Genomic DNA, 20,434 nt, shown 5'->3' with positions numbered 1-20,434 from the left:
AAGGGCAGGGCATGACGATCAAGGACACCCCGCAGGAGTGGGAGATCCGGGCGACGGACACCCCCTTCGTGGGCAACAAGACCTCCGTCCGCACGGACGACGTGGTCATGCCCGGCGGCTCGGTCGTCCGCCGCGACTACCAGGTCCACCCGGGCTCCGTGGCGGTCCTCGCCCTGGACGCCGAGGACCGTGTCCTGCTCATCAAGCAGTACCGCCACCCGGTGCGGCAGAAGCTGTGGGAGATCCCGGCCGGCCTGCTCGACATCCCCGGCGAGAACCCGCTGCACGCCGCCCAGCGCGAGCTGTACGAGGAGGCCCACGTCAAGGCCGAGGACTGGCGGGTGCTGACCGACGTCTACACCACTCCCGGCGGCTGCGACGAGGCCGTACGGATCTTCCTCGCCCGTGATCTGTCCGAGGCCGAGGGCGAGCGCTTCGAGGTGGAGGACGAGGAGGCCGACATGGAGCACGCGCGCGTGCCGGTCGACGAGCTGGTCCGGGGTGTCCTCGCGGGCGAGGTGCACAACAACTGCCTCGTCGTCGGCGTGCTGTCGCTGGTCGCCGCCCGTAGCGGCGACGGGCTCGACGCCCTGCGCCCGGCGGAGGCGCCCTGGCCGGCGCGCCCGTTCGAGTCCTGAGCGACCATGACTGCAAGTCCCGAGCGACCATGACTCCAAGTCCCGAGCGAAACCGACCCGCCTTCGGTGTGAAGATCGGCTGATCCGATCGAGGGACGTCCTCGCCGTGCCCGCCACGCTCCGCCCGGAACGTAGCAGAGCGTGAACTAGGCTCTGATTACGCCCGAACCGGAGTCCCGGCGGGCTTGCGCGTGCGTGGGACGGGAGTGTGGCCCGTGACGGATCAGGTCGTGGACACAGGCGGCGTCCAGGCGTTGCCACAGGCTCCTGCCGGGCGCCAATTCCTGGGCCGTACGCGCGAGTTGAAGGAACTCCTCGCCGACATCGAGCGCGCGGGACTCGACACCCTCTCCGGCCGCAAGGCGCCACGCGCGCGCGTACTGCTCATCGCGGGCCGCCCCGGCTCGGGACGCACGGCGCTAGCCGAAGAACTCGTACGGCAGGTGGCGGACCGCTACGGCGACGGCGTCCTGCGGGCCCGCCTCAGCGAGCCCGACGGCACCCCCGTCCCCGTCGCGCGCACCGCCCGTGAGCTGCTCGCCGCCCTGGACCGGCCGGCACCGGCCGGCGCCGCCGAGGACGACCTCACGGCGGTGCTCCGAAAGACCCTGGCCGACCGCCGGGTCCTGCTGCTGTTCGACGACGCGGCCCGCGCCGAGCAGGTCGACGCCCTGCTGCCGGACACCCCGGAGTGCCTGGCCGTCGCGGTCTCGGGCGGCCCGCTGACCGGGATCTCGGACGTGCGGCCCTGCACGCTCGGCGGCCTCGACACCAAGTCGGCCGTGGAACTGCTGTCCCGGCACGCCGGCTCGGTGCGCATCACCGTCGACCCACGGGCCGCCGAGGACCTGGTGGAGGTGTGCCAGGGTCAGCCGGCCGCCCTGATGCTGGCCGGCGGCTGGCTCGCGGCCCGGCCCAAGGCGGCCGTCGCCGACCTCGCCAAGCAGCTGCACGCCGAGGGCGAGGACGGCACACCGCTCGGCAGGGTCTTCCGCCTCGCCTACGCGGGCCTGCCGACCCCGGCCGCCCGGATACTGCGGCTGCTCTCGCTGGCCCCCGGCGGCCTCGTCGACCCGCACACCGCCTCAGCGCTCGCCGGCTCCTCGGTGGACGGGGCCCACACCACCCTGGACGACCTCGTCGCCCTCGGCCTGCTGCAGGTCGTCGACTCGCCGCTGCCGCAGTACGAGGTCCCGACCTGTCTGCACCGGCTTCTGCGGGCCCTCACCGAGACCCAGGATCGGCCCGCCGAGCTGCAGCTCGCCCGCGCCCGCATGCTGGAGCGGACCGTACGGCTGCTGCAGTCCTGCCGCGCGATCACCGAGACCGACAACCCCGAGACCCGGCAGAAGCTCCTCGGCATGCCCCGCGCCCTGCGCTTCCCCAACCCCCGGGCAGCCGCCGAGTGGCTCAGCATCCGCAGGCCCGCCCTGCTGGCCGCGGCCCGGGCCGCGGTCGCCGACGGGGAGCTGGACACACTCGCCAGGCGCCTGATGTCCCAGCTGGTCAGGGCGATGGCCGCGCACTTCGGCACCCAGGCGGCCGCCGGTGACCTGTACGACATCCACGGCCTGGTCCTCGACGTGGCCGAGCGGCGTCAGCTGCCCCGCGAGAAGGCCGCGGCCCTGCTGAATCTGGGCGATCTCGACGCCCGGACGGGACGTACCCGGGAGGCCCTGGTTCGGTTCCGGGCCGCGCTGGACGCCGGGTGGGAAGCAAATGACCCGTATGCGACCGGCCGCGCGATGGAATCCGTAGGCGGCGCCCATCTGGAGCTCGGGGACTACGACCGGGCCGCCGACTGGTTCGGCCGCGCGCTGGCCGAGCGGCTGGCCCGGGGCGAGCGGGCGGACGCCGCCCGGCTGTACGGCCGGATCGCCGAGGCGCACACCTACGCGGGCCGGTATGGCGACGCGCTGCGCAACTGGCGGTCCGCGGTCACCGGGCACCGCAGGAACGGCGATGTCGCCGGTCACGCCCGGGCGTTGAGCGAGCTGGCGCGGGTCCAGGAGTACGCCGGCCGGCCCGAGGAATCGTTGCGCACCTGCCAGGAGGCGGTGGAGTGGGCGCGACGCGCCGAGGACGTACGGCTGCAGGGCGCGCTGCATCTGCGGCTCGCCGACACGCTCGAGCACCTCGGTGATCCGTCGGCGGCGCAGCTGCACCGAGGCGCCGCCGAGCGGATGCTGGGAGAGGAGCCTGAGGAGTCCGATGCGGCCGAGTCTGAGCCCGGACAAGATGGTTTCGAGCCGGAAGAGGAGGCTGACGCCTGCGAAATCCGTAGTGCATCCGAAGAAGATTGATGCAATGAAAGGCTAGACAGCGAGAACACCTTCATTAGACTGGCTCTGCCGCACCTTCTCTGCGGTGTCTCCCGGTGTGCCCATGCATGCCTGGGTATGTCATGTAATGCCCCACACCCTCTGAGCCAAGGACCGTGATCGACGTGAAGGTCGGCATCCCCCGCGAGGTCAAGAACAACGAGTTCCGGGTGGCCATCACCCCCGCAGGCGTGCACGAGCTGGTGCGCCACGGCCACCAGGTCGTCATCGAGCAGGGCGCCGGTGTCGGCTCGTCGATCCCGGACAGCGAGTACGTCTCCGCAGGCGCCCAGATCCTTCCGACCGCCGACGAGGTGTGGGCCGCCGCCGACCTGCTGCTGAAGGTCAAGGAGCCCATCGCCGAGGAGTACCACCGCCTCCGCAAGGACCAGACGCTCTTCACCTACCTGCACCTGGCCGCCTCCAAGGAGTGCACGGACGCGCTCATCGAGTCCGGCACCACCGCGATCGCCTACGAGACGGTCGAGCTGCCCACCCGCGCCCTGCCGCTGCTCGCCCCCATGTCCGAGGTCGCTGGCCGCCTCGCCCCGCAGGTCGGCGCCTACCACCTGATGGCCGCGAACGGCGGCCGCGGTGTCCTGCCCGGCGGTGTCCCCGGCGTGCTGGCCGGCAAGGCCGTCGTCATCGGCGGCGGTGTCTCCGGCTGGAACGCCGCGCAGATCGCCATCGGCATGGGCTTCCACGTGACCCTGCTCGACAAGGACATCAACAAGCTCAAGGAGGCGGACAAGGTCTTCGGTACGAAGATCCAGACCGTCGTCTCCAACGCCTTCGAGCTGGAGAAGGCCTGCCTCGAGGCCGACCTCGTCATCGGTGCCGTCCTCATCCCGGGCGCCAAGGCCCCGAAGCTGGTCACCAACGAGCTGGTGTCGCGGATGAAGCCCGGAAGTGTTCTTGTCGACATCGCGATCGACCAGGGCGGCTGCTTCGAGGACTCGCGTCCCACCACGCACGCCGAGCCGACCTTCCCGGTCCACAACTCGGTCTTCTACTGCGTCGCCAACATGCCCGGCGCGGTGCCCAACACCTCCACCTACGCGCTGACCAACGCCACGCTGCCGTACATCATCGAACTGGCCAACCATGGCTGGGTCGAGGCGCTGCGCCGTGACCCCGCGCTGGCCAGGGGCCTCAACACGCATGACGGCAAGGTGGTTTACCGCCAGGTCGCGGAGGCGCACGGCCTGGAGCACGTGGAGCTCGCCTCGCTGCTCGGCTGAGCCGATCGGCTAAGTCACTTTCTGGTAAAGGCGATACGTCAACACAAGTCGTCAACCGAACGCACCCGGCCGGACCTTGCCCGAAAAGGTCCGGCCGGATGTGTGTATGGTCACTTTGCGACTCTCGGTCAACTCGCCTCGAACGCAACCCTTCGACCGATTCGCACACCGGTGAAACCTGCTGTGCGACGGCCGTACGCCCTTGACAGCGGGATGTTTCATTGTCGACACATCTGCCCGGTCCGGCGGATTGTGTTGCTGCGGACCGCCGACACGCCATAGAGTCGCCGACTGTCGGCATGGTGCCACGCTGACCTGTCTAGAAGTTTCCTGGTCACCAAGGAGGTAAGACGACTTGTGAATGAGTCGACATTTTCTCCCGGGGGTGGTCAACCAGGAATGCCGGTACGGGACCAGGGTCCCGCGGGATTCGAGGCTGTCGGCTCCGTTGCGGTGCGCACCTTCGCAGCCCACCAGAGTCACCAGATCTCAGGGTTGACTCAGACAGCACACCAGAGCATGGATGGCCATCACGTGAACGCCATGGCCGGCGACGGAAGTGGCGCGCCCCACAACCAATTCGCCGTCTACGACGAACTGCCCGACGGGCACTTCTACGATCCCGACGCGGAGTACGAGCCCGACCCCGAGTACGCGGCCACGCTCGCGCCCGACGCTGCCCGCCAGCGCCGCGAGCGCGTCGGTCCGACCGGGCGTCCGCTGCCGTACTTCCCGATCCCGGGTCCACTGACCGACCACGGCCCCGCGAAGATCATCGCGATGTGCAACCAGAAGGGCGGCGTAGGCAAGACGACGTCGACCATCAACCTGGGTGCCGCGCTCGCGGAGTACGGACGCCGGGTCCTGCTCGTCGACTTCGACCCACAGGGCGCGCTCTCGGTCGGCCTCGGCGTCAATCCGATGGAGCTCGACCTCACGGTCTACAACCTGCTCATGGAGCGGGGCATGTCGGCCGACGAGGTGCTCCTGAAGACAGCGGTCCCGAACATGGACCTGCTTCCGAGCAACATCGACCTGTCGGCCGCCGAGGTGCAGCTGGTGAGCGAGGTCGCGCGCGAGTCGACACTCCAGCGCGCCCTGAAGCCCCTGCTGCCGGACTACGACTTCATCGTGATCGACTGTCAGCCCTCGCTGGGTCTGCTCACGGTGAACGCGCTTACGGCCGCCCACAAGGTGATCGTGCCCCTGGAGTGCGAGTTCTTCGCCCTGCGCGGTGTCGCGCTGCTGACGGAGACCATCGAGAAGGTCCAGGAGCGGCTCAACCCCGAGCTGGAGCTCGACGGGATCCTCGCCACGATGTACGACTCGCGGACGGTCCACAGCCGCGAGGTCCTGGCCCGTGTGGTCGAGGCGTTCGACGATCACGTCTACCACACGGTCATCGGGCGCACGGTCCGCTTCCCGGAGACCACGGTCGCCGGTGAGCCGATCACCACGTACGCCTCCAACTCCGTCGGAGCCGCCGCCTATCGTCAGCTCGCCAGGGAGGTGCTCGCCCGGTGTCACGCCGAGTGAGTCTGCCGGGGGCCGACGAACTGTTCCGTACGACAGGGGGTATGGCGCTCCAGCCGTCCACTCCCCGGCGCCCGGCCAACGGCGAGGCCCGGGTGCCGGCTCCCGCGGGGGAGAGCGACAACGCCGCCGCCGAGGACGTGCCGCAGTCGGTGCCCGCGCAGGGCGGAGACGGTGACGGCGCGGAGCATGTGGCGGCCGACGCCGAGTCCGTCGATGCCGGTGAGTCGCGCAGCCGGGCTGCCGCCGCGGAGCGCTCCGCTCGGCGGCAGGGGGCGCAGGAAGGTTCTGCCGGGGCGTCCGCGAATGCCGTGGGCGGTTCCACCGCGTCGGGTGCGGCTGCTTCTGCCGCCGCCTCCGCCGCGCCGCGCAAGCGCGGACGGCAGGCCTCGCGCCGGCCCAGTGGTCGCGAGCGGCACGACGAGAAGATCACCGTGTACGTCTCCGCCGAGGAGCTCATGGATCTGGAGCACGCGCGTCTGGTGCTCCGCGGTGAGCACGGGCTGGCCGTCGACCGCGGGCGGATCGTCCGCGAGGCGGTGGCCGTGGTGCTCGCGGATCTGGAGAGCCGGGGAGACGCCAGCATCCTGGTACGACGGCTTCGCGGGCGGTAGCGGTAGCCTGCGGGGGCTATGACCTCGAACGACGTTCCCGCCACCGGTCCCGGTGCATCCGGCGGTCGTCGGCGTGCGCTGGGCCGGGGGCCGGGCGCTGCGCAGGTCGAGCCGGATCTGTCGCCTCCTGCGGAGGCGGTGCCTGCTGTGCCTGCGGCGGAGAGCGAGTCATCGGCCGAGGCCGAGTCTTCGGCTCCGGCCGGCGGGCACAACGGGGGTGGTGACGGCGGAGTGCCGCCTGCTGCCGAACCCGCGGAAGCAGCCCCCGACCCCCAAGAACCCGACGACGGCGTCTTCAAGGTCCGTCTCTCCAACTTCGAGGGGCCCTTCGACCTCCTGCTCCAGCTGATCTCCAAGCACAAGCTCGATGTCACCGAAGTGGCGTTGTCCAAGGTGACCGATGAGTTCATGGGGCACATCAAGGCGATGGGGCCGGACTGGGATCTCGACGAGACGACCGAGTTCCTGGTCGTCGCGGCGACCCTGCTCGACCTCAAGGCGGCGCGGCTGCTGCCTGCCGCCGAGGTGGAGGACGAGGCCGACCTCGCGTTGCTTGAGGCGCGGGATCTGCTGTTCGCGCGGCTGCTGCAGTACCGGGCGTACAAGCAGATCGCCGACATCTTCAGCCGGCGGCTGGACGACGAGGCCCGGCGCTATCCGCGGACCGTCGGGCTGGAGCCGCAGCACGCCGAGCTGTTGCCCGAGGTCGTCATCAGCATCGGGGCGGAAGGATTCGCCAGGCTCGCGGTCAAGGCGATGCAGCCCAAGCCCAAGCCGCAGGTGTACGTCGATCACATCCACGCGCCGCTGGTCAGCGTGCAGGAGCAGGCGGGGATCGTCGTCGCGCGGCTGAAGGAGCTCGGCGAGGCCAGCTTCCGTGCCCTGATCGAGGACACCGACGACACCCTCACCGTCGTGGCGCGATTCCTGGCTCTGCTGGAGCTTTATCGCGAGAAGGCCGTCGTCCTCGACCAGGAGATCGCTCTCGGCGAGCTCATCGTGCGGTGGACGGGTGGGGAAGGGGACGAGGCACCCCTGGTGACCGACGAGTTCGACCGGCCGCCCGAGCCGCCCAAGGAGGAGAAGAAGGCGTGAGTGAGGAGACCACCGAGCTTCCGGCCGGGTTGCGCGGCGTCGCGGACCTCGACCTGAAGCCCGCCCTGGAGGCGATGCTCATGGTCGTGGACGAGCCCGCGACCGAGGAGCGCCTCGCAAAGCTCCTGGAGCGGCCCCGTCGCAAGATTGCCGACGCTCTGCGGGAGCTGGCCGACGAGTACGCCGTGCAGGGCCGTGGCTTCGAGCTGCGGTTCGTGGCCGGCGGCTGGCGCTTCTACACCCGCGCCGAGTATGCGGCCGCCGTCGAACGGCTGGTGCTCGACGGCCAGACGGCCCGGCTCACGCAGGCTGCGCTGGAGACGCTCGCGGTCGTCGCGTACCGCCAGCCGGTCAGCCGTAGCCGGGTCTCGGCCGTGCGCGGAGTGAACTGTGACGGTGTGATGCGCACCCTCCTGCAGCGCGGGCTGGTCGAGGAGGCGGGCACGGAACCCGAAACAGGTGCGATCCTGTACAGGACGACGAACTACTTCCTGGAGCGGATGGGCCTGCGCGGTCTGGACGAGCTCCCGGAGCTCGCGCCCTTCCTCCCGGAGGCGGAGGCGATCGAGGCCGAGACCCAGGAAGGCGTTCCGTCGTTCGACCCGGACGCTCCCGATGACGGTCCGGGCGTCCCGGCACCCCGGGGCACCGACGACGTAGACGACCAGACGGAACTTTGATGCGAAGCAGCAGCGGCAGGAACAGCAGCGGAAACAACGGCGGGAGCCGTGGTGGCAACAGCGGCGGCCGCGGCGGAAGCAGCGGTGGCCGCGGTACCAACCGCGGCGCCGGTAACAACCGCGACGACAAGCAGGGCGGCCGGCCGAAGAGGCCGCGCCCGGAGGAGCGGCGCTACGACGTAGGCCCCGGCGCCACCCAGGAAGGCCCCAAGTCGGGGCGTGGCGCCTCTGCGCGCGGTGGCGCCAAGGGCGGCCCCAAGCAGGGCCAGGGCACCGGGCGGGGCCGTTCGGTTCCGTCGACCTCCCGCGAGTACGACGCGCGGGCCGAGGAGCGCAACCGTGAGCGCTACGCCGGCAAGAAGGACGTCAAGCTGCCCAAGACCTTCCCGGGCGCCGAGCAGGAGGGCGAGCGGCTGCAGAAGGTCCTCGCGCGTGCCGGCTACGGCTCGCGGCGTGCCTGCGAGGAGCTGATCGAGCAGGCCCGGGTCGAGGTCAACGGCGAGATCGTCCTGGAGCAGGGCAAGCGCGTCGACACGGAGAAGGACGAGGTCAAGGTCGACGGCCTGACGGTCGCGACGCAGTCGTACCAGTTCTTCTCGCTCAACAAGCCCGCCGGTGTCGTCTCGACCATGGAGGACAACGAAGGCCGGCAGTGCCTTGGTGACTACGTCACCAACCGGGAGACGCGGCTCTTCCACGTCGGGCGGCTCGACACCGAGACCGAGGGCGTGATCCTGCTCACCAACCACGGCGAGCTGGCGCACCGGCTGACCCACCCCAGGTACGGCGTGAAGAAGGTCTACCTCGCGCACATCGTGGGCCCGATCCCGCGCGACCTGGGCAAGCAGCTCAAGGACGGCATCCAGCTGGAGGACGGGTACGCGCGCGCTGACCACTTCCGGGTCGTCGAGCAGACCGGCAAGAACTACCTGGTCGAGGTCACCCTGCACGAGGGCCGCAAGCACATCGTGCGCCGCATGCTCGCCGAGGCGGGCTTCCCGGTCGACAAGCTGGTGCGGGTCGCCTTCGGGCCGATCACGCTGGGCGACCAGAAGTCGGGCTGGCTGCGGCGGCTGTCGAACACCGAGGTCGGCATGCTGATGAAGGAAGTCGACCTGTAGGCCGGATCCCGGTCCCACGCGTGCGAATCGGCCGGTTCCGGATGTGCTCCGGGGCCGGCCGATTCGTTTTCGCCGCTCCGCCGGTCTGTATCAGTGACGGAGGGAGCGGGGATGAGTACGACCACCGCGGATCGTGACGAGTTCGTCCGGCTGACCGACCCATACCGGCGGGAGCTGCTCGCGCACTGCTACCGGATGCTGGGGTCGGTCGACGAGGCCGAGGACTTGGTGCAGGAGACGTATCTGCGGGCCTGGCGGTCCTACGACGGCTTCGAGGGCCGGGCGTCCCTGCGGACGTGGCTGCACCGGATCGCCACCAACACGTGCCTGACGGCGCTGGAGGGCCGTGCCCGGCGTCCGCTGCCCTCGGGGCTCGGCGGGCCCGCAGAGGAGCCCGAGGAGCCGCTGAGGGCCCCTGTGACGGACGTTCCGTGGCTCCAGCCGCTGCCCGACGCGCTGGTCGACCCGGCGGGCGTCGTCGCCGCGCGGGGAAGTCTGCGCCTCGCCCTGGTCGCGGCCCTTCAGCAGCTGCCCGCGCGGCAGCGGGCCGTCCTCATCCTGCGGGACGTGCTGGCCTGGCGGGCGCCCGAGGTGGCGGCGCTGCTGGGCACGTCGACGGCGGCGGTGAAGAGCAGCCTCCAGCGCGCGCGTGCCCGCCTCGACGAGGTGGCTCCCGACGAGGACCTCGTCGAGGAACCGGAGGGCGCCGCCGACCGCGAGGTGCTCGACCGGTACGTGGCCGCCTTCGAGAACGCCGACGTGGACTCGCTGATCGGGCTCCTCAAGGACGGCGTCGAGCTGGAGATGCCGCCCTTCCTGGAGTGGTACCGCGGCAAGAAGGACGTGCTGCGGTTCCTGCACGCGCGTGTCCACGAGAAGGGCACCCTGCGGATGCTGCGCACGCGCGCGAACGGGCAGCCGGCGGTGGCGATGTACGTCCGCGACGAGGACGACGTCCTGCGAGTGCACTCCCTGCAGGTGCTCACGGTGCGGGAAGGACTCCTGGCCCGGATCACGGCCTTCCTCGACCCGGCGGACCTGCTGGACCGCTTCGGGCTGCCCGAGGAGCTGTCATGAACTCCGGGGAGCTGCTGGAGCGTTCGCTCGCCTACGCGCTGGGCAGCGTCGCCGGCTCCGAGTCCGCGAGCCTGACGCGCGGGACGCCGTGCGCCGAATGGGACCTCGGGGAGCTGCTCGGGCATCTCGACGACTCGCTGGACGCGCTGTACGAGGGCCTGACCGGCGGGCGGATCGGGCTGCTCCCGCGTGCCGACCGGGCCTGCGGCTTCCGTACGCGCGCGTGCGCGGTGCTCGGCGCCTGGTCGGCCGGGCCCGCCGAGGAGCGTGTCCTGGTCGGTGAACGGCCGCTGGACGTACGGGTGATGGCCGCCGTGGGCGCCGTCGAGATCGCCGTGCACGGGTGGGACGTCGCCCAGGCCTGCGGTCGGCCCAGGCCCATCCCGGGCGCGCTCGCGGCCGAGCTGCTGAGCATCGCCCGCTGCGTGGTCGCCGAGGAGGACCGGGGCGTGCGGTTCGGCGCGCGGGTCGAGGTGCCGCCACGCGCGCGTGCCGACGTCCGGCTGCTGGCCTTCCTGGGCCGCCGCGATTCCTTTCCGGAGTGAGCCGGGTCTGCCTTCCGTGAGGGGTCCAGGGCGCCGTACGGACCGTCTCGCCCGAGACCGATCCGTGCCTGGCGACGGGGGAGGGCTGGATCGCCGAAGAGGCCATGGCCTGCGGCCTGTTGTGCTTCCTGTGGTTCGTCGACGAGCCGCTGACAGCGCTGCGCCGGGCCGCCTGTACGTCGGGCGACTCGGACTCGATCGCGTGCCTGACGGGGGCCTTCGCGGGCGCGTACCTGGGCGCGGACGCCTGGCCGACCGAGTGGGCGGACCGGATCGAGTACCGGGGTGATCTGCTGACCCTCGGAGCGCTCTGGGACGCTTGACGGATGATCGACGCCCTGGACATCGACCTCACGCCCGTCGTCGCCGAGCAGCCCGACCCGGTGCTGTTCGCGACCGTCTCCGGCGCGCATCTGTACGGCTTTCCGTCGCGCGACTCGGACGTCGACCTGCGGGGCGTGCATCTGCTGCCGGCCGCCGATCTCGTCGGGCTGCGGGAGCCGGACGAGACGCGGTCACGGATGTGGGTCCGGGACGGCGTCGAGATGGACCTGGTCACGCACGACCTGCGCAAGTTCGTCAGGCTGATGCTGCGCCGTAACGGCTATGTGCTGGAGCAGCTGCTCTCGCCGCTCGTCGTGCACACCACGGACGCCCACCGTGAGCTGGCCGAGCTGGCGCCCGGCGTCCTCACCAGCCACCACGCCCATCACTACCGGGGTTTCGCGAACACGCAGTGGCGGCTCTTCGAGAAGACCGGCGAGCTCAAGCCGCTGCTCTACACCTTCCGGGTGCTGCTCACCGGCATCCATCTGATGCGCAGCGGTGAGGTGCAGCCGCATCTGCCCACGCTGGTCGGGGAGAGCGTCCCGGGCGGGCAGGCCCAGGCGCCCGGCTATCTGCCGGAGCTGATCGCGGCGAAGGCGGAGCAGGAGCACGGGCCCGCCGACGTCGACCACGCGCGTGCGGCGGCCGACGTCGAGCGGCTGCACGATGCGCTCGACGAGGCGCAGGCGGCCTCAGCGCTGCCCGACGCCCCGAGCGTCCACGACGCCCTGCACACCTTCGTCGTACGGACCCGGCTGGAGAGCTGACGCGCGGCGGACGCGGATCAGGAAGTCCTCGACCCGGCGGCGGTCCGGCCCGGCCGGGAGCGGGCTGTGGTGGACGGCTTCCTCCGCCTCCCTCGCCAGGCGGGTCATCCGGGACTCGACCTCCGGCCAGGGAACCTCGCCGCGCTTCACCTCCAGCAGCGCCTCGCGCCCATCACCCACGTCGATCGTCAGGTGGCCGCTGCGCAGCAGGTCGCGGGCGCTCGTCAGGAGACGGAGAAGGTGCATCGCGTGCTTCCAGCGCGGGGCGCCGTGGGAGCGGACGTCCGCCTCCAGCTTCTTGCGCTGGCCCAGTGCGTAGCGCGTGAACGTCTCGAAGGCCTGGCGGGACAGGAACGCCTCGCGCAGGGCGAGGAGCTCGCGGCCCGTGTCGTCGACGTGCTCCACGAGCGGGGAGTGCAGGCACTCCAGGATGTTCGGGTTGGCGCGCAGCGCGAGCTCGCAGAAGCGCTCCAGTTCCCAGCTGAACTGTTCCTCCAGCGGGCCGTCGATGTGCGTCGGCGGCTTGTCGAAGCGCCAGAAGAGCGGCGTGGGGGCGAGGAACACACCCCTGCGGTCGGTGTCGCTGCCGTCCGTCGCCAGGCCGAAGGCGCGCGAGCCCATCACACAGGCATAGATCGTGTGGTCGCGGACCAGGGTCTCGGGGCGCATGCCCCGGAGCGTACGTGGCGGATCACACGAGCCGGATCGAATTTCCCTCCACGACGATGTTCTTCGCCGGCAGCGGCTTCGTCGCCGGCGGGTTGGCCACCGCGCCGTCCGTGATCTTGAACTTGCTGCCGTGGCACGGGCAGTTGATCGTTCCGTCCGCAACGCTGCCGACCAGGCACTGCTGGTGGGTGCAGATGGCGGAGAAAGCCTTGAACTCGCCCTGCTCGGGCTGGGTCACCACGACCTTCTCGTCCTTGAAGATCGTGCCGCCGCCCACCGGGATGTCGGAGGTGGAGGCCAGTTCCTGGCCCTCCTGGCCGTCCTGACTGTCCTGGTCGGGCGAGGTGGTGGGGGTCGAGTCGGTCGACCCGCCGCTGTCGTCGGAATCGCCGCAGCCGGCGACGAGCGCCGTCGCACCCGTCGCGCCGGTCGCGATGAGGATCGTGCGCCGCGTCGGACGGTAGGTCATGTCGTCACTCCGAAAGTGCGGAAGAACCAGAGGGCGGGAGTACCAGAGGGCGGAAGCGCTTCGCATGGATCAACAGCATCTTTGCACTCAAAATGCCAAACAAGAAGCAACACAGGATCAGATACAGGAAAACGCGCATTTCGTACTCTGGTGCCGCTCAGTGTCTCAGGGGGCGGGCGACATGCCTGGGCCGCACATGGGCTGACTAGGCTGGACAGTCGAAGAGTCGATCCGTACGTCAGCAAGGAGCAGCGCCGTGGCGGTACGAGCGGTCCGGGGGGCCGTCCAACTGGAGCGGGACGAGGCCGGCCACATGGACGAGCAGGTCGGGGCCCTGCTCACCGCGATCCTGGAGCGGAACGACCTCACCGCGGACGACCTGATCAGCATCTGGTTCACGGCCACGCCCGACCTGCACAGCGACTTCCCGGCGGCCGCCGCCCGCAAATTGGGCAACGGCTTCGCCGACGTACCGCTGATCTGCGCCCAGGAACTGGACATCGAGGGCGCCATGCCCCGGGTCGTGCGGGTCCTCGCGCACATCGAGTCCGACAAGCCCCGCGCCGACATCGCGCACGTCTACCTCGGCGCCGCGGCCGCCCTGCGCAAGGACATCGCCCAGTGAGAACCGCACTCGTCATCGGCACCGGCCTCATCGGCACGTCCGCCGCCCTCGCGCTGGCGGCCCGCGGCGTCGTCGTCCACCTCGCCGACCACGACCCCGAGCAGGCCCGTACGGCGGCCGCGCTCGGCGCTGGCACGGACGAGGCCCCCGACGGCCCCGTCGACCTCGCGATCATCGCCGCCCCGCCCGCCCATGTGGCCGGGGTGCTCGCCGACGCCATGCGCCGGGGCGTGGCCCGCGGCTACCTCGACGTGGCCAGTGTGAAGGGCGGGCCGCGCCGTGAGCTGGAGGCGCTGGGCCTCGACCTGTCCTCGTACATCGGTACGCATCCCATGTCGGGGCGTGAGAAGTCCGGCCCCCTGGCCGCGAGCGCCGACCTCTTCGAGGGCCGCCCCTGGGTGCTGACGCCGACCCGCGACACCGACACCGAGGTGCTGAACCTCGCCCTGGAGCTGGTCTCGCACTGCCGGGCCGTGCCGGTGGTGATGGACGCCGACGCCCACGACCGCGCGGTGGCCCTCGTGTCCCACATGCCGCACCTGATGTCCAGCATGGTCGCCGCGCGTCTGGAGAACGCCGAGGAGACGGCCGTACGGCTGTGCGGTCAGGGCATCCGTGATGTGACACGGATCGCGGCCTCCGAACCCGGGATGTGGATCGACATCCTCTCCGCGAACCCGGGGCCCGTCGCCGACCTGCTCACCGATGTCGCGACCGACCTGGAGGAGACGGTGCGGGCGCTGCGGGCGCTGCAGTCCTCCGACGAGGACAAGCGGCTGGAGGGCGCGTCCGGAATCGAGGGCGTGCTGCGGCGGGGGAACGCCGGGCAGGTGCGCGTTCCCGGCAAGCACGGGGCCGCTCCCCGGATCTACGAGGTCGTCGCCGTGCTGATCGACGACCAGCCGGGGCAGCTGGCGCGGATCTTCGCGGACGCGGGGCTGGCCGGGGTCAACATCGAGGACGTACGGATCGAGCACGCGACCGGGCAGCAGGCGGGTCTGGTCCAGCTGATGGTGGAGCCGAAGGCGGCGCCGGTGCTGTCGGCGGCGTTGCGGGAGCGGGGCTGGGCGATCCGTCAGTAGGGGGCCCGCCACCGCCGCCGTGCCCCGTGGCCGTCAGGGCGAGCCACGGGCGGCCGGACGAGTGACGCGCACCCAGTAACCTTGTGCGGGGCGCCCTCGCGTCCCCACACTCCCGTCACACCGCATCTGGAAGGTGTCCCCCGTGGAAAACGGTGCCGCCAAGCCCGTGATTGTCGCCATCGACGGCCCCTCCGGCACGGGCAAGTCGAGCACGTCGAAGGCCGTTGCCGCACAGCTCGGGCTGAGCTACCTCGACACCGGCGCCCAGTACCGGGCGATCACCTGGTGGATGGTGGCCAACGGGATCGACATCGAGGACCCGACCGCGATCGCCGCCGTGGCCGGCAAGCCGGAGATCGTCTCCGGCACCGAGCCGGGCAACCCGACGATCACCGTCGACGGCACCGACGTCTCCGGCCCGATCCGCACCCAGGAGGTCACCTCCAAGGTCAGCGCGGTCAGCGCGGTTCCCGACGTGCGGGCCCGGATCACCGAGCTGCAGCGCAGCCTGGCGACCTCCGCGGAGGGCGGCATCGTCGTCGAGGGCCGTGACATCGGTACGACCGTGCTGCCCGACGCCGACCTGAAGATCTTCCTCACCGCCTCCCCGGAGGCCCGCGCGGCCCGCCGCAGCGGTGAGCTGAAGGGTGCCGACGTCAACGCCACCCGTGAGGCGCTGGTCAAGCGTGATGCGGCGGACTCCAGCCGTAAGACCTCGCCGCTCGCCAAGGCGGACGACGCGGTCGAGGTGGACACCACCGAGCTCACGCTGCAGCAGGTCATCGAGTGCGTCGTCACGCTCGTCGAGGAGAAGCGAGCAGGGAAGTGAGCCAATCGTCCGAGCGGGGTGCCGACGTCGGGAGACGCATCGGCGTCGGCCTGATGTACGGGCTGTGGCGGCCCCGGGTCCTGGGCGCCTGGAAGGTGCCGCCGACCGGGCCGGTGATCTTCGCGGTCAACCACAGCCACAACATCGACGGGCCGATGGTCATGGGCGTGTCGCCCAGGCCCGTGCACTTCCTGATCAAGAAGGAAGCCTTCGTCGGCCCGCTCGACCCCTTCCTGACCGGCATCGGCCAGCTGAAGGTGGACCGTCACTCCGCCGACCGCACGGCGATCTCGCAGGCCCTCGGCGTGCTGTCCAACGGTGGTGTCCTCGGCATCTTCCCCGAGGGCACCCGCGGTGAGGGCGACTTCGCCTCGCTGCGTGCCGGGCTCGCCTACTTCGCCGTGCGCAGCGGGGCCCCCGTCGTCCCGGTCGCGGTGCTGGGAAGTTCCGAGAAGCGGGGACGGTTGATAAAGGGGCTGCCGCCGCTGCGCCACCGTGTCGACGTCGTGTACGGCGACCCGTTCGAGGCGGGCGACGGCAGCGGACGGCGTACGCGCAAGGTGCTCGACGAGGCGACCGAGCGCATCCAGAAGCAGCTCACCGCGCACCTGGAAAACGCCAGGCGACTGACCGGTCGCTAGGCGACACTGAGTAGTGGATCAGCAGGGCGACAGCCGCGCGGTCCACCGATCACCACGATGAACGACGAGGTACGGACTTCATGAACGACCACATCCACTCCGAGGGCTCGCCCGAAGGGCACGACCACGGAGAGCTTGGCGACGCCGAGTACGCGGAGTTCATGGAGCTCGCCGCGGAAGAGGGCTTCGACCTCGAGGACGTCGAGGGTGCCATCGAGGCGGCCGGTCACGGACCGCTGCCCGTGCTCGCCGTCGTCGGCCGGCCGAATGTCGGCAAGTCGACTCTCGTCAACCGCATCATCGGACGCCGCGAGGCCGTCGTCGAGGACAAGCCGGGCGTCACCCGCGACCGCGTGACCTACGAGGCCGAATGGGCCGGCCGCCGCTTCAAGGTCGTCGACACCGGCGGCTGGGAGCAGGACGTCCTCGGCATCGACGCCTCCGTGGCCGCGCAGGCCGAGTACGCGATCGAGGCCGCCGACGCCGTCGTCTTCGTCGTCGACGCCAAGGTGGGCGCCACCGACACCGACGAAGCCGTCGTACGCCTGCTGCGCAAGGCCGGCAAGCCCGTGGTGCTGTGCGCCAACAAGGTGGACGGCCCCAGCGGCGAGGCCGACGCGACCTACCTGTGGTCCCTGGGCCTCGGCGAGCCGCACCCCGTCTCCGCGCTCCACGGCCGTGGCACCGGCGACATGCTGGACTCCGTTCTGGAGGCCCTGCCGGACGCGCCCGAGCAGACCTTCGGCGGCGCCGGGATCGGCGGCCCCCGCCGTATCGCTCTCATCGGCCGCCCGAACGTCGGCAAGTCCTCCCTGCTGAACAAGGTGGCGGGCGAGGAGCGCGTCGTCGTCAACGAGCTGGCCGGCACCACCCGTGACCCGGTCGACGAGCTCATCGAACTGGGCGGCGTGACCTGGAAGTTCGTCGACACCGCGGGCATCCGCAAGCGCGTCCACCTTCAGCAGGGCGCCGACTACTACGCCTCGCTGCGCACCGCGGCCGCCGTCGAGAAGGCCGAGGTGGCGGTCATCCTGATCGACGCCTCCGAGTCCATCTCGGTCCAGGACCAGCGCATCGTGACGATGGCCGTCGAGGCGGGCCGCGCGATGGTCATCGCCTACAACAAGTGGGACACCCTCGACGAGGAGCGCCGCTACTACCTGGAGCGGGAGATCGAGACCGAGTTCGGCCAGGTCGCCTGGGCGCCCCGGGTGAACGTCTCGGCGTCCACCGGCCGCCACATGGAGAAGCTGGTCCCGGCGATCGAGACGGCCCTCGCGGGCTGGGAGACCCGGGTCCCGACCGGGCGGCTCAACGCCTTCCTCGGCGAGCTGGTCGCCGCCCACCCGCACCCGGTCCGCGGCGGCAAGCAGCCCCGCATCCTGTTCGGCACGCAGGCCGGCACCAAGCCCCCGCGGTTCGTGCTCTTCGCCTCCGGGTTCATCGAGGCGGGCTACCGCCGCTTCATCGAGCGCCGGCTGCGTGAGGAGTTCGGCTTCGACGGCACGCCGATCCACATCTCGGTGCGGGTGCGCGAGAAGCGCGGCAAGAAGAAGTAGTGGCTAGAGCTGCTCAAGGACACGTCAAAGGGGCGGCCCGGTGCGGGCCGCCCCTTTGACGTGTGCTCAGCCTCTGCGCGCCGGCGGCAGCGCGGCCGGGACGTGATGCATCCCCGCGCCCTGCGGTCCGATGTGTCCGACGCGCTGCCACTGAGGCTGCTGGCCGTTGCTGCCGTGCCGGGCGCTGTGGGCCCCCGCGCTGTAGGCGCTGTACGAGCTGCTGAACGACCCCGGGCGGTGGCCGCCGTACGAGCCCGTGCCGCGCTGCATGTTCCCGAACGCGACGAACCCCATGTCCTCCTCCCCGCTGCGATCACCCGGCAGCGAGCGGAAGGACTTGACGTACTCGGCGTAGAGCGCGTCGTAGATCGGCGTGGGCGATGAGCCGCCCTGGAGGCGGGGAACGTCGTATGCATGCACGTATGTCCAAACGACCCCGCGCTCGAAGAGATGCGGCCGTGGTGACGGGTCGCCTGCTCAGCTCAGGCGCAGGAACGTACTACGCGCACAGCTCCGTGTCGGCGGGCGCTCTCAGGTCCCCGCCAGTGGCAGCGCGGCCCCGACCAGCTTTCCGTTGGCCGCCGACTTGTCCAGCGCCCCCCGAAGCAGGTCCTCCCGGGGCTGGCGTCCGATGGAACCCACCGGCGCCGCGAACATCAGCACCTGCTGGTGCTTGTTCGCGGCGGCTCGCCACCCGTCGGTCACCTGAAGCGGCTGATGCGCCTGCCACCACGCGACCGGCTGCCCACCGGTCGGCCCCGGCTGCAGCACGGCGTGCAGCTGCCCCATGGCCAGCAGTACGGACCATCCGTGCAGCACCGGCGGCACGTCGGCCAGCTCCGTCAGCGGCATGAATCCCTGCTCGATGAGCAACGGCAGGAAGTCGTCCCCGGCGCCGATCGCCCCGGGCCGCACGATGGGTCCGGTCGGCTCGACCACCAGGGCGGGGTGCAACTCCCCGGCGAGCAGCACCAGTCCGCTGGTGACTCCGAGCACGGCCTGCTCCGGCACGATCGACTCCGGCTCCAGGTCGACCCGGTCGCCGGTGATGGACTTCACGGCACCCTGCAACTGCTCCTCGGTCACCTGGACGACCTGGGAGGGCAGACAGGTGGCGTGGGCGAAGGCGAGGACGGCGGTCTCGTCCCCGATGAACAGGACGGTGCTGGTTCGCTCCTGTTCGGAGTCGCCCGGGGTGCGGCAGGAGGTGCAGTCGTAGCTGCCCGGGGCGTTCTCTCCGGCGAGCAGCCGGTCGGCCTCTTCGTCGCCGATCTCGGCACGTACCTCGTCGCTGACGTCGAGCATGCGCGGCACGGGTGGCTCCCTCGGGATGTGGTGCGTGGACGGGCCGGGTGGCTCCCGGCCCGTGAACCGGGCGGGTCCCGGGCTCATGAAGAAGACAACGGACGATCTGTGGCGGGAGTCACGCATCAGGGCGAACGGAATCGAACCAACCATCGCGCACCGTCACCCCGGGTGCGGAATCGCGCACTCACGGTCAACTGGAGGGAAATGCAAGGAAGTTGGTTGCGTGGGGTACGTCACAGATCATCAGGGTGCCTGGTCGACAAATCCGGAAATCAGCGAATGAAGTGGGTGGCTGAAATTCGCCGATACCGGGGGTAACTGTGAACTGGCCTGGAGCGACGAGGAGTTGGTTGATGCCGACTGCCCGCTGTCCATAGATTCCTCGGCCGTGTGCAACGAGCACCGCTCGGGTACGTCCGCCGACCGCACCAACCAGCTTGCAGCACCATCCCCGGGCGGACGGGGCGAGCGCGACTCACACGCCCGGTGGCGTGGGGAGTGGCGTTCCGTCTTGGGGGACCCCGGGTCCTTGGAGAGGGAACTACATGTCCGAATGTGCCGATACCACTCACAACAACGCTCGTAAGGCGCCGAAGGCTCCGAACGGGAGCCGGACTCGTACGACGGCGGTCCTCGCCGGGGCGGCACTGCTCGCCCCGCTCGGACTGCTGGCCGCGACCGGCAACGCCGCAGCGGCGGACAGTGGAGTGTGGGACCGCATCGCCCAGTGCGAGAGCGGCGGCAACTGGCACATCAACACCGGCAACGGCTACTACGGCGGACTGCAGTTCGCCGCCTCCACCTGGCGCGCCTACGGCGGTACGGCCTACGCCCCCACGGCGGACCAGGCAAGCAAGGACCAGCAGATCGCGGTGGCCACCAAGGTCCAGCGTGCCCAGGGGTGGGGCGCGTGGCCGACCTGTTCGGCCCGGGCCGGAGCGTCCGGCAGCGCACCCGCGGCCTCCGCCGCCGGTTCGGGCGCCCCCGCCGCCAAGGCGGCCCCGTCGACTCCGGCGCGGACGTCGGAGCGTTCGGAGCGCTCGTCGGGACACACGAACCGCGACTCGTCCCGCGGTGACTACACCGTCCGTGAGGGCGACACGCTCAGCGGCATCGCAGCCCGGCACGGGACCACTTGGCGACAGCTCCACGAGGCCAACAAGTCCGTCATCGGGGCCGATCCCAACCTCATCGTGCCCGGGCAGCGCCTCGAACTCTGAGCAGCGCTCCCTGCCCACGCCTCGGAGCCCCGCCCGGTCCGCCGACCGGGTGGGGCCCCGGCCTTCATCGGAC

Annotated in this window: 22 protein-coding genes and 1 pseudogene; 18 read left to right on the top strand and 5 right to left on the bottom strand. The window is 70.8% G+C overall.

The window, feature by feature from the left end:
- Window positions 1-11: 11 nt before the first annotated feature.
- The 12 genes and pseudogenes from ACZ7L5_RS24745 (at window position 12) to ACZ7L5_RS24690 (ending at window position 11,959) form a co-directional block, all read left to right on the top strand.
- Window positions 12-638 (top strand): NUDIX domain-containing protein, encoded by a 627-nt coding sequence (locus ACZ7L5_RS24745; RefSeq protein WP_471518800.1) that lies wholly within the window; start codon window positions 12-14, stop codon window positions 636-638.
- Between the two features lie 215 nt (window positions 639-853).
- On the top strand, window positions 854-2,941 hold the full coding sequence (locus ACZ7L5_RS24740) for a tetratricopeptide repeat protein (protein ID WP_471518798.1): 2,088 nt from the start codon (window positions 854-856) through the stop codon (window positions 2,939-2,941).
- Between the two features lie 134 nt (window positions 2,942-3,075).
- Window positions 3,076-4,200, top strand: a complete 1,125-nt coding sequence (gene ald, locus ACZ7L5_RS24735; protein WP_328882591.1) for an alanine dehydrogenase — start codon at window positions 3,076-3,078, stop codon at window positions 4,198-4,200.
- Window positions 4,201-4,599: 399 nt separating this feature from the next.
- Window positions 4,600-5,736, top strand: coding sequence for a ParA family protein (locus ACZ7L5_RS24730; protein WP_147996875.1), 1,137 nt, complete (start codon window positions 4,600-4,602; stop codon window positions 5,734-5,736).
- Window positions 5,721-6,347, top strand: a complete 627-nt coding sequence (locus tag ACZ7L5_RS24725) for a hypothetical protein (protein ID WP_365063208.1) — start codon at window positions 5,721-5,723, stop codon at window positions 6,345-6,347. Before ACZ7L5_RS24730 ends, ACZ7L5_RS24725 begins: the two co-directional genes overlap by 16 nt.
- 18 nt (window positions 6,348-6,365) lie before the next feature.
- Window positions 6,366-7,442 (top strand): segregation and condensation protein A, encoded by a 1,077-nt coding sequence (locus ACZ7L5_RS24720; RefSeq protein WP_471518795.1) that lies wholly within the window; start codon window positions 6,366-6,368, stop codon window positions 7,440-7,442.
- Window positions 7,439-8,122, top strand: coding sequence for an SMC-Scp complex subunit ScpB (gene scpB / locus ACZ7L5_RS24715; protein WP_328882594.1), 684 nt, complete (start codon window positions 7,439-7,441; stop codon window positions 8,120-8,122). Before ACZ7L5_RS24720 ends, scpB begins: the two co-directional genes overlap by 4 nt.
- Entirely contained in the window at window positions 8,122-9,243 is a 1,122-nt protein-coding gene (locus ACZ7L5_RS24710; RefSeq protein WP_471518793.1) for a pseudouridine synthase, read from the top strand. Before scpB ends, ACZ7L5_RS24710 begins: the two co-directional genes overlap by 1 nt.
- Window positions 9,244-9,354: 111 nt before the next feature.
- Window positions 9,355-10,320, top strand: a complete 966-nt coding sequence (locus tag ACZ7L5_RS24705) for a sigma-70 family RNA polymerase sigma factor (RefSeq protein WP_471518791.1) — start codon at window positions 9,355-9,357, stop codon at window positions 10,318-10,320.
- Window positions 10,317-10,865 (top strand): TIGR03086 family metal-binding protein, encoded by a 549-nt coding sequence (locus ACZ7L5_RS24700; protein ID WP_328882597.1) that lies wholly within the window; start codon window positions 10,317-10,319, stop codon window positions 10,863-10,865. Before ACZ7L5_RS24705 ends, ACZ7L5_RS24700 begins: the two co-directional genes overlap by 4 nt.
- Window positions 10,866-10,888: 23 nt before the next feature.
- Window positions 10,889-11,188: pseudogene (locus ACZ7L5_RS24695) on the top strand (ADP-ribosylglycohydrolase family protein); the annotation flags it as partial.
- A gap of 3 nt (window positions 11,189-11,191) precedes the next feature.
- Window positions 11,192-11,959 carry a nucleotidyltransferase domain-containing protein gene (locus ACZ7L5_RS24690; protein WP_471518789.1) on the top strand — a complete coding sequence of 256 codons (768 nt, stop codon included), beginning with the start codon at window positions 11,192-11,194 and terminating at the stop codon, window positions 11,957-11,959.
- Here ACZ7L5_RS24690 and ACZ7L5_RS24685 read toward each other — a convergent pair.
- From ACZ7L5_RS24685 to ACZ7L5_RS24675, 3 genes are read right to left on the bottom strand one after another with little or no spacing between them, the layout of a single operon-like run.
- Complete coding sequence (locus tag ACZ7L5_RS24685) at window positions 11,885-12,628, bottom strand: nucleotidyltransferase domain-containing protein (protein ID WP_471518787.1); 744 nt, start codon at window positions 12,626-12,628, stop codon at window positions 11,885-11,887. The genes ACZ7L5_RS24690 and ACZ7L5_RS24685 overlap by 75 nt on opposite strands.
- A 22-nt stretch (window positions 12,629-12,650) precedes the next feature.
- Entirely contained in the window at window positions 12,651-13,097 is a 447-nt protein-coding gene (locus ACZ7L5_RS24680; RefSeq protein WP_467478575.1) for a Rieske (2Fe-2S) protein, read from the bottom strand.
- Between the two features lie 4 nt (window positions 13,098-13,101).
- Window positions 13,102-13,236, bottom strand: a complete 135-nt coding sequence (locus tag ACZ7L5_RS24675) for a DUF6529 family protein (RefSeq protein ID WP_471518785.1) — start codon at window positions 13,234-13,236, stop codon at window positions 13,102-13,104.
- A gap of 117 nt (window positions 13,237-13,353) precedes the next feature.
- On the opposite strand from ACZ7L5_RS24675, the gene aroH reads away from it, so the two are divergent.
- The 5 genes from aroH to der all read left to right on the top strand — a co-directional run bounded on the left by aroH (window position 13,354) and on the right by der (window position 17,833).
- Complete coding sequence (aroH, locus tag ACZ7L5_RS24670; protein ID WP_328882604.1) at window positions 13,354-13,722, top strand: chorismate mutase; 369 nt, start codon at window positions 13,354-13,356, stop codon at window positions 13,720-13,722.
- Complete coding sequence (locus ACZ7L5_RS24665; protein WP_471518783.1) at window positions 13,719-14,804, top strand: prephenate dehydrogenase; 1,086 nt, start codon at window positions 13,719-13,721, stop codon at window positions 14,802-14,804. Before aroH ends, ACZ7L5_RS24665 begins: the two co-directional genes overlap by 4 nt.
- Window positions 14,805-14,946: 142 nt before the next feature.
- Window positions 14,947-15,633: a (d)CMP kinase gene (cmk, locus tag ACZ7L5_RS24660; protein ID WP_363042329.1), complete on the top strand. Its 687-nt coding sequence runs from the start codon at window positions 14,947-14,949 to the stop codon at window positions 15,631-15,633.
- 53 nt (window positions 15,634-15,686) lie between these two features.
- The gene (locus ACZ7L5_RS24655) at window positions 15,687-16,274 is read left to right on the top strand and encodes a lysophospholipid acyltransferase family protein (protein WP_471518866.1); all 588 of its coding nucleotides are present in this window, start codon (window positions 15,687-15,689) and stop codon (window positions 16,272-16,274) included.
- Between the two features lie 80 nt (window positions 16,275-16,354).
- Window positions 16,355-17,833, top strand: coding sequence for a ribosome biogenesis GTPase Der (gene der, locus ACZ7L5_RS24650; protein WP_471518781.1), 1,479 nt, complete (start codon window positions 16,355-16,357; stop codon window positions 17,831-17,833).
- 66 nt (window positions 17,834-17,899) lie between these two features.
- Here the strand turns inward: der and ACZ7L5_RS24645 are convergent, their stop codons facing one another.
- Both ACZ7L5_RS24645 and ACZ7L5_RS24640 read right to left on the bottom strand, forming a co-directional pair.
- The gene (locus ACZ7L5_RS24645) at window positions 17,900-18,253 is read right to left on the bottom strand and encodes a hypothetical protein (RefSeq protein ID WP_328882608.1); all 354 of its coding nucleotides are present in this window, start codon (window positions 18,251-18,253) and stop codon (window positions 17,900-17,902) included.
- Window positions 18,254-18,364: 111 nt separating this feature from the next.
- Window positions 18,365-19,147 carry a hypothetical protein gene (locus ACZ7L5_RS24640; RefSeq protein ID WP_471518778.1) on the bottom strand — a complete coding sequence of 261 codons (783 nt, stop codon included), beginning with the start codon at window positions 19,145-19,147 and terminating at the stop codon, window positions 18,365-18,367.
- A gap of 539 nt (window positions 19,148-19,686) precedes the next feature.
- Between ACZ7L5_RS24640 and ACZ7L5_RS24635 the strand changes: the two genes are divergently transcribed.
- Window positions 19,687-20,361, top strand: a complete 675-nt coding sequence (locus ACZ7L5_RS24635; RefSeq protein ID WP_328882610.1) for a LysM peptidoglycan-binding domain-containing protein — start codon at window positions 19,687-19,689, stop codon at window positions 20,359-20,361.
- Window positions 20,362-20,434 lie beyond the last annotated feature (73 nt).

Source organism: Streptomyces sp. NPDC107528 (assembly GCF_055639295.1).
Note: the sequence above shows the minus strand (reverse complement) of the source record. Positions and strands in the feature narration are given on the sequence as shown.